This window comes from Corallincola platygyrae (assembly GCF_039544265.1).
In the GTDB taxonomy this organism is placed as follows: domain Bacteria; phylum Pseudomonadota; class Gammaproteobacteria; order Enterobacterales; family Neiellaceae; genus Corallincola; species Corallincola platygyrae.
Map to the genome: position 1 here is coordinate 222,452 of NZ_BAABLI010000004.1, position 12,473 is coordinate 234,924.

Below are 12,473 nucleotides of genomic sequence, written 5' to 3' on the forward strand. Positions count from 1 at the left end.
AGTGTGCTTAAAAAATGGGTTTAAATTCGAAGTTACCCTGAACCGAGAGTTGGCATGCCAACCTGTAAGATTTCAAATCGCGATCCATGGATGTGAGGGTCATCTCTTCCACTTTGGTTACTTCACCGAGATGTTCATGGCCAGCGGTGATCTCAATCAAACACAGACCACACATGCCCTTGCAGCAACCGAACTCTGGCAGCATATCGTCAAAGTCATTTCGGTAGTCCTGCAATTGGCTGCCTTTTTCTATTGTTAAGGTTGATGACTTACTGGCGTTTTTTGCTGAAATCACAGTTGTACTTCTCTCGTTCTAAAAATTGCGGCCGCATTTATTTGCTCGACAGCTTTGACGTCTGCATAAAACTGCTGAGGATCGCTGTTTATGAGAATGGCCCAGCCGGGACAGTTGACGAAACTGCGTGTGGGCGTGACGTGGTCACCAACATTCACGAAAGAGAGCAATCGCTTGCAAGAAGCTAGCGTTTCAATCTCGCAAAGCCCCTCGATTCGCTCGACTTCGCCTGCATCTTCGATAGTCAGAAACTTCATCATCGCATTGGCGTTGAACTGTTGCGGCGCTGCGGTCAGCTCCGCAAACGTGTCCGCCGATGTATAGCTGGCAACCACCAACTTGAGTGGATTTACGGTTGCGACCTCGGACACCAATTGGGGCGCATTGCCACCATTTAAGCGCGCACCCACTTCGACCAGCACTGGACCACTTTCAGTCAGGATTATCTCGCTGTGAGAGGGACCAAAATTGATCTTTAGCGCGTCAAGAACGAGATTGTTGTAGGCAACTAACTCGGCAAACTCGTCTTTATTTGGGTCAAAGAACTCAGACTCTAAGTAAGTGAAGCTCTTATTGTGTTTGGTTTTTTTGTAGCGGCATACATTGGTAGTGAAATGACGTCCGTCGCAGCTGACCGCATCAACTATGTACTCATCACCTTCGACAAACTCTTGAATCAGCGCGGCGGTATTTGTCTCCGACAATACGTTGCTGACACCAACTATGTCCGCTAACGCAGCTGCTACATCTTCGTCGTCATAACAAAGGTGCACAGAGTCGGTACCGGCGGATGCAATGGGTTTAATGACGATGGGATAGCCAATCTCTTGCTGATCTCTCCAAGCGCTTACCTGTTCCGCCGTTGCCGCGTGCGTCTGCTTGATAGAGCGGATACCGAAATCGGCGATAGTTTGCTGCATAAGATACTTATCGCGTCGGGCAGAGCTCAGCTCGGGATCGTTACCGCTGAGCAGAAACTCTTGGGCTAGCAAGTCGGCCAGCTCCACGCCCAGCTCTGAACCTGGCAGGATCGCAACCGGTTTATACGCCTTCAGAGTCCCTAGAAGTTTCACGTACTCTTTCATTAGATGGGTAGCACTGAAATCTTCTGGGCGAAAAGAACCCTTAAATAGCTCCGGTATCTCGCGAGAGAGGACGGCGATGCAGCTATATCCACTGTCAGTGAAATAGGGCGCCAGTAGCGCGCCGCTAGAGAAGGGATCGACAATAACTACGTATTTGGTTTGAGAATTATTCATTGATTGCTTCCAGCGCTAACTCGTCGGTATAGATAGTTCCACTCGCGATAAGCTTGACGTCACCTGACATCCAGATGTCATCTTCAACTAACCGCAAATCTAACTGTCCGCCTTCCATATTCACTTCGACTTGGTCTGAGCAGAACCCCAGATGGTGGGCAACGTAAAAGGCAGCACAGCTGCTCGAACCAGAAGAGAGAGTGTGGCCTGAACCTCTCTCCCAAATGCCAATGCCGATGGCCTTCTGATCCCATTGATGGAGAAACTGCACGTTTATCCGGTCTTTGAAGTAACTATGGTTTTCGATCAGAGGACCGTAGTGCTGCAGATCGTCTAGCGAGGCGTTCAAAACAACGCAGTGGGGGTTACCAATATCAATGGCAACAAACTCAAATTGCTTACCATCGATATTGAATGATTGTGGTTTTAGAGACTTTGAAATCGGTGCAGGTTGCCAACCGGAATCGATATCAAATACCGATCTCATTGAGCCCATATTGATAGTGACCTTCTGACCATCCCAGTAAACAGCGTGAACACCCGCTTTACAGCAGATCGTAAAGTGATCACCCTCCACGGCTGCTGTCTTAATCAGGTGGTAGGCAAAGATACGCAGTCCATTGCCGCTCTTCTCGGCTTCACTGCCATCCGAATTGTATATGGAGACAGTCCGAAGGCCGGTAAATGAGAGCAAAATACCATCTGCACCGACACCGTAGGTGCGGTGGCAGATGGCTCTTATCGTTTCTTCGGATAAGGAACACGTATGTTGGCTGTCGATTAGAATGTAATCGTTACCTAGGGCCTGATACTTTCTAAAAGGCAACTGCTGCATCATGGACTGCTACTTCCTTAGATGTGCGTACATCGCGTCACACACTTCCGTGGCAGCATCCAGGCGCAACATGATGCCGAGCACGATATCCTGGCACAGCGCTTGGTCTTTCTGAATCAGCGGCAGTACCACGTGCTTCATCCACCCCTTGGCATGCTCTTCATCTACATGCACATGCTCAATCAAGTACTTGATCTGGTCTTTGCTGGCACCGTTTCGCAGCCAACCAGCGATTTGCATCTCTAGGCGACCAGGAACCATGCATTCGGTCGCCAGCATCATGCCAATCAGAATGTTCTGCGTTCGGCGAGAATGGACACACATCAGGTAGTAGTTGGCCAGGACCAACTGACTCACATCGAAGTACTCAATGTCTTCAAGGTGAAGAGAAAGCGGAATATCAAAGGCATTCATCATGTCCACGCGCATATTACGGTGGAAGTTTTCCTTAGCGCCGTGCCCCATTTCGTCCCAGAAGTTTTCCAACATCTCTTCGCGCTCGCCGGCATAATGGCCCGCCTGCATCGAACTGATGATGTCGCTAAAGTACATATCAAAGGGGCTTTCCTGGGCGATGTACTCTCTGAGCTGCGCGAGCGTGGAGTCCTTCTGCAGGAATATAAACAATGGATGTCCTACATTGGATTCATCCTTCTGAACAATGTCGATACACCACTCTTCAAAGTTTTCGGCTGAAGGCAGCGATGACAGCAAGCCAGCATGCTTTTTGCTCGCGTCTTGGCAGATCTTTAACTGATAACGATGGATCAGCTCTTTCAAGATCGGATGATCATCGTTACAGCTTTCGGCAGTAAACGGATCTCTGTAAATGGCAGATAGCGCTAAAAAGACTGCTCTGTTGACCTCTACTCTGTTGTCTTCGTAGTTGTTTACTTTGTCGATAACAAGGCTCACAACCTCATTCCGCTTTTCTAAATCACTTAGGTAAAGCGATGGGTCCGTAGAAAACAGGATTTCCTTGGTTAATTCAAACAATTGCACTTTTCAAATTTCCTTTTTTGGTACTTTTGAACTCAGATATAATGTCGACAACTTCACGTTCCGTTAGCGCTGTCCGGGTTACTGTCTCGTTAATCTGTTCGATTAAACTTTCTAGCTTGGACTTTGTTTCATTACTCAATGCTTGCCACTTATCTAGCACTTGCGTGTAGATGGCGTAGAGTTCTTCGTCGTCCAGGCTGCCCTCCTCATCCAGCTCATACATTTTTGTAATGCGCCGGATACCATCGATACCGCTACGAATACCGAACATCTTTTTCAAATCTGCACCGACATCAGATGGATTGATCACATCAAAGATGGTTGGGCATTTTTTTATCAATTCAGTGCGGATGCCACTGGTGACCGAATGTGTAATGACCCCTGTAATGGGTTGAGTAGGGTTCTCAATTAAGCAGTATAGGCGCTCGACTTGGCGACTTAGCCCATACAGTTTTTGGTACTGAAATCCAGGGATGGTGTAGTCGTAGAGATCCTTTAGGGAAGTTACGACCTCCGCCAATGGAGGATGACCCGCTCGATTCGCGAAGCCGCCGATAGATACGTCGACACCCTTCAAGCCCATTGTCAGTCCGACCATAGCATTGGCAGTCGCCATGCCGAAGTCATTGTGAAAGTGGCCAAAAAACTGGATATCGGTATGTTGCTCAATCACTTGTTGCACGTGCCCCGTCAACTGGTGTGGCATGCACGTGCCAGCGGTATCGACCATACGCATCTGACTTATGTCATTGCGCTTTCCAATCTCGATAATTGCGCTACAGAACGCCACATCGGCTCGGAAGTAGTCCAGCATGCCAAGCACTAAACCGCCGATATTCTTAAAGCTGAAGTCGGCTAGGAAATCGTTCAGCCATGTTCGATTGAAATCTCGACGATCAGCCGCGCTGAGCTGTTGCCAGTGAGCTGCATCTATCGAATCACAGTTGTAGTTGTTAGCGATGGTTGGGAACAGATGCTCGATCTGTTGATCGGAGACACTGTGGATAAGCATCAGCCAAACATTTTTCAGAGAAAGCCCTATAGCCTCAAGCTCGGATTTTGCACGTTCAGCAGTCCGACCAACATGGGAGATAACAATGAACCGAACGGATTTATCTATTTCTCCTTTTTGTTGACACAGGACCAACTCCTTCAACAAACTCAGGTTGGCAGGTACTTCTGGTAGCATACCAACAACGATCGTTTTAACGCCGATATCAGACAGTGACTTAGCAACTTCAACTTTTTCTTCAAACGAAGGAGAGATGGTTGCGCGCTCAGCTCCCTCTCTCAACGTTTCGTCCCATAAGTCCAGATTTGATCGAAAATTAAAACTCGGGCAACCGATCGCCATGACATCGTCCTTGGCCATTTCTTACTCCTTTAAGTTTTTAAAATATTATTTAGATTTTTCTGGCGATAAACCTGAGTCGTACGTAATCGAGTATCCAGCCATCTTGCTTGTCATAAAGAGCTGAATATGCCTTTTCAGAAACTCGATTAAAGAACTCTTCTCGTGAGGATTTATTTAGCTGTAAATGGCTATCGGAGAGGAAAGTATCAAGCCAATCAGCCAAGGAGCAACTGGTGACAGTGGGCCTAGGTATCAACTGAATGTCGATTACTTCAAACCCCGTCTTGATAAGAATGTCTTTAAATTCTTCTGCAGATCTAAATGTCCATGGATTACTAAAAGTACCAAGCTGATCATCTTCAGAAATGCTGGCTTCTATACCTTTGATGATAGTGTCGACATTACCGTATCCGCCGCACTCGGCAATAAAGTGTCCGCCCGGCTTTAAACTTCGATAAACATTCTGGCAGACCTGATCATGCTCGCTGAACCAATGCAGGACTGCATTGGAAAGCACAATGTCGAATTCATCACAAAAAGAAAGGTCTCGGGCATCTATACAGTGGGCTGGAATTCCACGCTCACGCGCAGCCTCCACCATGCCCTCATTGATATCCACTGCCGTGACATTGAAGCCCTTATCGATAAGTCGACTGGTCAACTCACCATCGCCGCAACCGAGATCCAATAAATCTTGTCCAGTAGTTAACTCAAGGAGGTCAAGAAGACCGTGAGTGAGGTTAGGAACAAATCTTGCGGATTTTAAGTATTTTCTACAATCAACAGACACGACTGATTAATTCCATTCTAACGGCGGCAATTGCGCGTTACATCCTGTAAAGAGAGGGTTCCAAATTAACACTGAAATTGATTTAGATCAATATGGTGCTCCGAGCGATTTTAAGAAATTGTTGGCGACCCAGACCCTTTAGCGTATCTGACTGGCAGCAACTCGCTTGAAACTGCCAGTCAAATTTAGTCACCTTCAGTTGTCGAATAGTGTCAGTTGAAATTGTTTCTAATCTAATCCAAATTAGGTGGCTGAAGCTGTACTCGGTTATCCAGGCTCGAATTGCTTTCAGAAAATGAACTCAGACTTTGTCCATTTGGTGAGAACGGCCGAGTAACGCATCTTGTTACTCACTGATGTTATGCTGAGTAAAACAGGTCATGACATATCGCCGTGCCGAAACCGATTCAATACTTCTCGCAAGGTTTTTCGGCCAGCGAGTGTTGTTATCAAATCTTGGGGCGTATGACCGTTCAATGCTGGCAACTTTGAATTCAACCACTCAGTTAATAGCGGCTGGTCCTCCATGAAGATTTCATTCATTTCTGACCATAGTGCTGTCAAATCACTGATATGCCCACTGTAGATCCGCGATAGAAACTTTCGCTGGCAAAGTGCGCCCAGGCTTGCAACCTTCAGGTCGAGGGCTCGTGCCACTATCTGGTGGGGTATAACGCTGATAACATATTTAAGCGTGCTGCCCGTAAGCTGTTGTTCCATCAGAATGGCTTCCTCAAGCGCTGACACTATGCGCTTTTCAGTTGCAGGCTGGAGCCTGGATATCACAATTTGATCTAGCGTCTGTGACTCGTTGTCCATATTCGTCTTTCTTTTAACTGTTTTATCTTTGGCTGACTTGATAGCGTTAAGCAATATGCAGATTAAATGGCGCACCAACTACCAGAAAACCTGCCAGCAGAGTGCACAAACCAATATCGTCCACAGGCTGAGAAAAAACAGTCCACCAGCAGGCAGAACAGGATTTGCCCGTGACGCATTTCTATTTCGATCTTCAGCCATGGTAATGAACCACCTTACTAATTGACTCGTTCCATTTTAATTTTAGCAACCGATGTGGGGGAGATGTTCAGTAAGGATGCTGTTTTACGGATGCTGAATCCGTCATCCAGTTTTTGCCAGACTTCATTGCGATCGATTGTTTTTGGTTTACCCCTGTAATGCCCCTTGGCTTTTGCTTTTATGATGCCTTCGCGCTGGCGCTCGAGCAGTATCGAACGCTCAAATTCGTAAACGGCGCCGAGCAGAGCCAAAAGTAGTCTGTTTATGGGGCTCTCCTTATCATTGCAGAAAACTAGGTTTTCTTTCATAAACTCGACCTCAACATTCTTAGCATGAAACAATCGGATGACTTTGAGCAGATCTTCTATGTTTCTGGCAAGGCGACTGATGTCATGGACGATGACTCGATCACCTTCTCGGCAGAAGTCCATTAATTGATCAAGGCCGGGTCTGTTAGTTGTTGAGCCGCTGCAGTGATCTTCGAATGTTTTATCAATCGATATGCCGTCTAGTTGGCGAGCGCTATTTTGGTCAACCGTTGATACCCTGATGTATCCAATTCTCATACGAAGCCCTGTTACAGTTTGAGTTATAGAACTCACTGTAACGGTGTAACAGTTCCAAACAATCGACCCTAACTGTTACAGGTTTCGGGGGAGGGCGGGTGTTACAGTTAGGGTGTAGTCAAAATGGCTGTCAGCCCTAAAGAGTATGAACCCAAAGCTAGGGCATCATGCTTTCACGTATAATCGTTCACCTGTCATCATGCGGTACAAATGATTTTATGTCTGAATTAAAAAAAGCCGAAGATGTAATCAAAATGATTCTATGGTAGGTTGAGCTTGCTTAGTTTCTTAGGCTGGGAGAATTTGACATGGAGTTAGCTCAATTAAATCACGCTCAGCGTGAGCGGTTAGCATTTATAGATTTTAATCTAAATTACTTTGGTCAAGTCGCAAGGGCAGATCTCATTCAACGCTTTCACACTGGTTTGGCATCGGCCACACGTGATTTCAGTGTCTATCGAGAGTTGGCTCCGGAGAATTTAGCTTTAAACCATAAGGTCAAATCATACATAAGAAAAGAGGGGTTCAAGCCCTTATTCGATCATGACCCAGAGTCTGTTTTAGCTGGATTGGCGCGTGGATTTGGCGACGGTTTATCTCACCTGATTGAGCCTAGCGAAGTATGTTTTGACGCAATGCGTTTAGTTCACCCGAATACCAAAGTCATTTCCGGGCTTATGCGCGCTATTAGCCAAGAGAAACCCCTCAAATGTCGCTATGTTTCGATTTCTTCGGGAGAACTAAGTCGAGTTATTGTGCCACATAGTATCGTCAACAATGGCCATCGTTGGCATGTAAGGGCTTTTGATAGAAAGAAAAGCGATTTCCGAGATTTTATCTGCACTCGTTTCAAGTCTTTGTCTCTGTTAGATGAGAAAATTTGCGCAAATGAAACCCGCAAGTCCGATAAGCATTGGAACCGAATTGTAGACATTCAATTGGTGCCGCACCCATCTTTGGCTCACTCTGAAGCGATTGCATTGGATTATGGTATGGACGATGGTGTTCTTTGCTTAGAGGTACGAGCGGCCTTGGTTGGTTATTTGCTGAGGCAATGGAACGTAGATTGTTCTGAACGTTCGACGCTCAACACACAAGGTTGTCAATTAGCTCTCAAAAATATTGGGGCATTATATGGGGTGACTAATTTAGAGTTAGCCCCTGGTTATTCAAGTGACCAAACTGTTGCATTCAAAGGGGAATTTAACCATGGATAAGCAAAAAGTAGTCGTAGTCTATTCCGGTGGGATGGATTCCTTTACTGTACTCAATCGCGCAATTGAGGAAGGCGCCGAAGTGTATGCGTTGAGTTTCAATTATGGCCAAAGCCACTCTAAGGAACTTGAGTATGCTAAACAAGTGTGTGAGGAGTTAGGCATCTCTCATATCATCAGCGACATCAGTGGAGTCAATAATCTTCTGCAGGGGTCGTCATTGACTTCCAGTGATATTCAGGTTGCAGAAGGACACTACGCAGAAGAAAACATGAAGTCTACAGTGGTGCCGAATCGTAATATGATTTTGCTATCGCTTGCCGTCGGGTATGCAGTCTCTATTGGTGCAAATAGGGTTTTTTACGGTGCACATTCAGGAGATCACACTATTTACCCTGATTGTCGCCCTGAGTTCGTTGATGCAATGAATAAGGTCACTAAGATTGCAAACTTTGAGTCGGTTGAAATTTTGAGTCCATTTCTACATGAAGACAAAACAGAGATCCTCAAATACGGATTGCAGCGAGGCTGGGATTATTCAAAAACATGGACATGTTACAACGGGCGAGAAAAGGCTTGTGGCAAATGTGGTTCCTGCGTTGAGCGTCTAGAAGCGTTTGAAATGAATGGTGCCAAAGATCCTCTGGCTTACGAATAATTTTATGGGCAGATACTCGTGTATTTAGTCAAAGAAATGTTTTACTCCCTACAAGGAGAAGGTGCTCAGACGGGGCGCCCAGCAGTCTTCTGTCGGTTTTCTGGTTGCAATCTATGGAATGGGCAAGAACGAAGCCGTGAAAAGTCTATTTGCACTTTTTGCGATACGGATTTTGTTGGTACAGACGGCCATGGAGGAGGGAAGTTCCGTGAACCCGAAGAATTGGCGTTAGCTGTAAACCAGTTGTGGCCTAAAGGCGTTTCGGGGAAACCCTACGTTATATGTACTGGTGGCGAACCTATGATGCAAGTTGATGAGGCTCTCATAACAGCTTTCCATAACTTGGATTTAGAAGTTGCGGTGGAAACTAACGGTACATTGCCCGTACCGGAAAGTGTCGATTGGATATGTGTTAGTCCAAAAGGAACTGCAACGTTAGTTCAGACCAAAGGTGATGAGCTCAAATTGGTATACCCGCAATATGATGCAATGCCAGAAAAGTTTGAAGATCTGGTTTTTGATTACTTTTACATTCAGCCTAAGGACCTAGCGTATATCGCAGGTGATGTTGGCGTTCAATCTGATGTTTTGCGTCAATCCATAGACTATTGTATGACACATCCGAAGTGGCGCTTGAGCATCCAGACGCACAAAGAGATAGGTATTGAGTAGCACATGAAAATATACAAAGACTTTACCTTTGAGGCTGCCCACCAACTTCCCAACGTACCAGAGGGGCACAAGTGTGGTCGGCTACATGGGCATTCTTTTAAGGTACGCTTAACGGTAGAGGGAGATGTTGATCCGCACACCGGCTGGATAATTGACTTCGCCGATATAAAGGGAGTTTTCAAGCCTATCTACAATCGCCTAGATCATCACTACCTAAACGACATCGAGGGGTTGGAAAATCCAACGAGTGAGGTCATAGCTGAGTGGATTTGGAATCAGGTTAAGCCCGAACTACCGTTACTAGCCGAAGTCGAGGTGAAAGAAACTTGTACTTGTGGCTGCATTTATCGTGGCTAGTTAGTCTAAGCAAGACAATCACCGATAGTGACTGTCTTGCTTAATTTCGCTAATCAACCACCTTTAAGATGGCAGGTCTCCATCGTTACGATATACGGATTGCAGAAAGTCCGTTAGTAATACAATGTCTCTGGAAACGTTTTGCACTTCGTTCCACTTCCTATTGATTGATACACCCTCGACATCAGTACCAAATCGCCATACTCCTTTAGTCCAAGCACATGCTTCTTGGATAACTTCGAGTTCATGCTGGAAGTACTTTACGGAAGTCACTAGCTCTTCCAAATTCTCTTCATCCCTATGTTTGAAAAGGTATTCATCGTGAAGAGTGTCCATCAGGCTGCCTAGGGCTGCTACACCCGCTCCGTGCAAGAGTCGAGATTTCTTGGGTGTGTCCCATGCCTCTGGAAAAACGGCCTGAACAGCTGTCCAAAAATTATTAAGTGTTTCTAAAATAAGGTCTTCGTTCCCTTCCCCTGTATCCGGGTCTCGAAAATTGTAAAGCGCCCCATCTCGCAAGCTTGAATCAACTAGTTTGATTATCGAATTATCTGCAATCCAGCCATCCGGATTAGTTGCAGTTTTTATCAGCTTGTACAGTGGCCCAGGTTCATAGTTGAGACGTTGGGTTATTTTTGAGGGAAACTTACGCAACTGTAAATCGGTTGGAAGGCGACCATCGGTGTGCGGTGCCAGTTCATACAACAATGCTTTCGGAAGAGGTTTAGTTGAATTGACAAGCATGAATTGCTCTCGCTGATCAGCTTCGCTATCTGCAATGAATGCTGATACTGGCATAACAAAGTTGTCAACTTCAGCTTCTCTTAGTGCAGCTGTTCTCTGTTGTCCATCAACAATAAAGCCCGGTTTCTCAAAACCCTCTTCATCACTTACAGGAATAAGTAAGTGCCCCATTTCTTGGTTGCCTGCCAAGGGTTCAAAACTGACTCTAGAATCAAAAGCTATGATGATGGGGTTTGGAATCATCGGGTTTTCGCTTTCAATATAGGCTTGGATCTCTCGAATGTGGTTCTGCACCTCTGGACGTTGATATCCAGATAGGTTTTCATCCTCACGACCGATCCTTGAAATCGCCGCCACTTGACTGATTTGCTTACCGTCTACAGCGATACTAAAAAGCTGCCGTTGATTACCTTGTTTGATCTTTAAAGCGGGTAACTTAATCAGCCGCATTTGCGCTCCTCATTAGCTTTCGCATATTTGGTAATTTCGTCTTGAAGTCTTTTATAGAAGACTTGGATATTGTGAAAGCCTCGACTGCGATTGCGTTCGGAGCCTCTAAAGATAACCACATTGTGTTGCAGCTTTCTGCATATTTCACACTGGCACTGTTCCCATGGACGAGCTTCAAGAGTGCGCTGGTATTCACCTGCTAGTTTGCCCGCTTTTTCTCCATCATACAGTTTCTCGTACTCCAAGATTGGTGCCAACGTATCTTCTATACTTTTGATTCCAGCCTGAAATTCTTGCATTGCCTGAAGGCTTTGCTTTTCTAGTTTTCGAGCCTGGTCTTGATCCACTTTTCCAGATTTGATTAGGCGACTTAGCTTCGGGTTCGCATTCAGTTGAGGGATTCTTAAAGCTGTGTAGTAGTTGCCATCGATCGTATGGTAGTTTTTCTTTTGGTCTTTGAATGCTTGTTGTAATGCGGTTGTGTTATCGATACTTGTGACGCCATAACGAATGTAGTCTGCCACATTGTCAACCCTGGCTATACCTAGTAGGTGGAACTGAGTCGTCGCTTTCCTTACTTGGCTAACTTCCTGAAGAACTTCTAATATTTGGGAGGTCTTGAGGGGCACCATACCTCCTAGAGTAATTCTTTGATAGCCCATTTTTATTAGGGCCTGGACAGACTCTTTGTAAGACTTTGGATTCCAACCATGCGCGACTCCAAGAGGAGTAAACTCCTCTTTCTTTGTTCTCGATAGGAACTGGTCAGCTAGATCTAATGTCATTTCTTGTCGACGGATGCACTCTTTTAACTCTTGACCGCTGACTGGTGCTTTCGGCTTGTCGTAAGAGAAAACGATGTGGTCGAGAGATACTCCGAAATCAAAGCGAGAACGGCTATAAAACTCAATGACTTCATCAACCGAATAGGGAGGTTCTTCCAGGTCTGCATAGGTAAATGCTCCACAGTCCCCCATAGTTTGAAAAGTGCTGTCCAAACGAAAAAATCGCTTCACCCCTTGCCTGTAAAACCTATTTCGTTGAGGTTGCGAATATTTCCCGCTCCCACCCAATCCGTCAACCACCGCTTTGGACACAAGAATTCCATCATAGGGTCTTGGAAATACCTCGTGAGGATACTTGTCATCACGCTGACGAATACGATGTTCGTTACGAGTCTCCCGCTGAAAGCAAAACGTCGGGTCGATAAAGTCCTGACTATCTGGGAAAAAATACGTCAATTTGGTCAACGAGTAT

14 protein-coding genes are annotated in these 12,473 nt (G+C 45.8%); 4 read left to right on the forward strand and 10 right to left on the reverse strand.

Features of this window, described 5'->3' with window-relative positions; all coding sequences use genetic code 11:
- Window positions 1–7: 7 nt before the first annotated feature.
- The 8 genes from ABEA14_RS01645 to ABEA14_RS01680 all read right to left on the reverse strand — a co-directional run bounded on the left by ABEA14_RS01645 (window position 8) and on the right by ABEA14_RS01680 (window position 7,121).
- Window positions 8–295, reverse strand: a complete 288-nt coding sequence (locus ABEA14_RS01645) for a 2Fe-2S iron-sulfur cluster-binding protein (RefSeq protein WP_345338067.1) — start codon at window positions 293–295, stop codon at window positions 8–10.
- Window positions 292–1,554, reverse strand: coding sequence for an ATP-grasp domain-containing protein (locus ABEA14_RS01650; protein ID WP_345338068.1), 1,263 nt, complete (start codon window positions 1,552–1,554; stop codon window positions 292–294). The genes ABEA14_RS01645 and ABEA14_RS01650 overlap by 4 nt, the downstream gene beginning before the upstream one ends.
- Window positions 1,547–2,392, reverse strand: coding sequence for a diaminopimelate epimerase (dapF, locus tag ABEA14_RS01655; protein ID WP_345338069.1), 846 nt, complete (start codon window positions 2,390–2,392; stop codon window positions 1,547–1,549). Before dapF ends, ABEA14_RS01650 begins: the two co-directional genes overlap by 8 nt.
- Before the next feature lie 6 nt (window positions 2,393–2,398).
- Window positions 2,399–3,391 carry an iron-containing redox enzyme family protein gene (locus tag ABEA14_RS01660; protein WP_345338070.1) on the reverse strand — a complete coding sequence of 331 codons (993 nt, stop codon included), beginning with the start codon at window positions 3,389–3,391 and terminating at the stop codon, window positions 2,399–2,401.
- Window positions 3,378–4,763, reverse strand: coding sequence for a hypothetical protein (locus ABEA14_RS01665; RefSeq protein WP_345338071.1), 1,386 nt, complete (start codon window positions 4,761–4,763; stop codon window positions 3,378–3,380). The genes ABEA14_RS01660 and ABEA14_RS01665 overlap by 14 nt, the downstream gene beginning before the upstream one ends.
- A gap of 31 nt (window positions 4,764–4,794) precedes the next feature.
- Window positions 4,795–5,535 (reverse strand): methyltransferase domain-containing protein, encoded by a 741-nt coding sequence (locus ABEA14_RS01670; RefSeq protein ID WP_345338072.1) that lies wholly within the window; start codon window positions 5,533–5,535, stop codon window positions 4,795–4,797.
- A gap of 378 nt (window positions 5,536–5,913) precedes the next feature.
- Window positions 5,914–6,354, reverse strand: coding sequence for an MbcA/ParS/Xre antitoxin family protein (locus tag ABEA14_RS01675; RefSeq protein ID WP_345338073.1), 441 nt, complete (start codon window positions 6,352–6,354; stop codon window positions 5,914–5,916).
- Window positions 6,355–6,572: 218 nt separating this feature from the next.
- Window positions 6,573–7,121 (reverse strand): recombinase family protein, encoded by a 549-nt coding sequence (locus ABEA14_RS01680; RefSeq protein ID WP_345338074.1) that lies wholly within the window; start codon window positions 7,119–7,121, stop codon window positions 6,573–6,575.
- A 308-nt stretch (window positions 7,122–7,429) separates the two neighbouring features.
- Here ABEA14_RS01680 and ABEA14_RS01685 point away from each other — a divergent pair, with 308 nt between their 5' ends.
- Genes ABEA14_RS01685 through queD form a run of 4 tightly spaced genes read left to right on the forward strand, consistent with a single transcriptional unit; the run spans window position 7,430 to window position 10,022 of the window.
- The gene (locus ABEA14_RS01685; protein WP_345338075.1) at window positions 7,430–8,338 is read left to right on the forward strand and encodes a WYL domain-containing protein; all 909 of its coding nucleotides are present in this window, start codon (window positions 7,430–7,432) and stop codon (window positions 8,336–8,338) included.
- Window positions 8,331–8,993 (forward strand): 7-cyano-7-deazaguanine synthase QueC, encoded by a 663-nt coding sequence (queC, locus tag ABEA14_RS01690; RefSeq protein WP_345338076.1) that lies wholly within the window; start codon window positions 8,331–8,333, stop codon window positions 8,991–8,993. The genes ABEA14_RS01685 and queC overlap by 8 nt, the downstream gene beginning before the upstream one ends.
- 18 nt (window positions 8,994–9,011) lie before the next feature.
- Window positions 9,012–9,665, forward strand: a complete 654-nt coding sequence (gene queE / locus ABEA14_RS01695) for a 7-carboxy-7-deazaguanine synthase (RefSeq protein ID WP_345338077.1) — start codon at window positions 9,012–9,014, stop codon at window positions 9,663–9,665.
- Window positions 9,666–9,668: 3 nt separating this feature from the next.
- Window positions 9,669–10,022 (forward strand): 6-carboxytetrahydropterin synthase QueD, encoded by a 354-nt coding sequence (gene queD / locus ABEA14_RS01700; protein ID WP_345338078.1) that lies wholly within the window; start codon window positions 9,669–9,671, stop codon window positions 10,020–10,022.
- A gap of 63 nt (window positions 10,023–10,085) precedes the next feature.
- Here the strand turns inward: queD and dbpB are convergent, their stop codons facing one another.
- Both dbpB and dpdA read right to left on the reverse strand, forming a co-directional pair.
- Window positions 10,086–11,216: a DGQHR domain-containing protein DpdB gene (gene dbpB / locus ABEA14_RS01705; protein ID WP_345338079.1), complete on the reverse strand. Its 1,131-nt coding sequence runs from the start codon at window positions 11,214–11,216 to the stop codon at window positions 10,086–10,088.
- A complete protein-coding gene (dpdA, locus tag ABEA14_RS01710) occupies window positions 11,207–12,466 on the reverse strand; it encodes a tRNA-guanine transglycosylase DpdA (protein WP_345338080.1) in 1,260 nt (419 codons plus the stop codon). The genes dbpB and dpdA overlap by 10 nt, the downstream gene beginning before the upstream one ends.
- Window positions 12,467–12,473 lie beyond the last annotated feature (7 nt).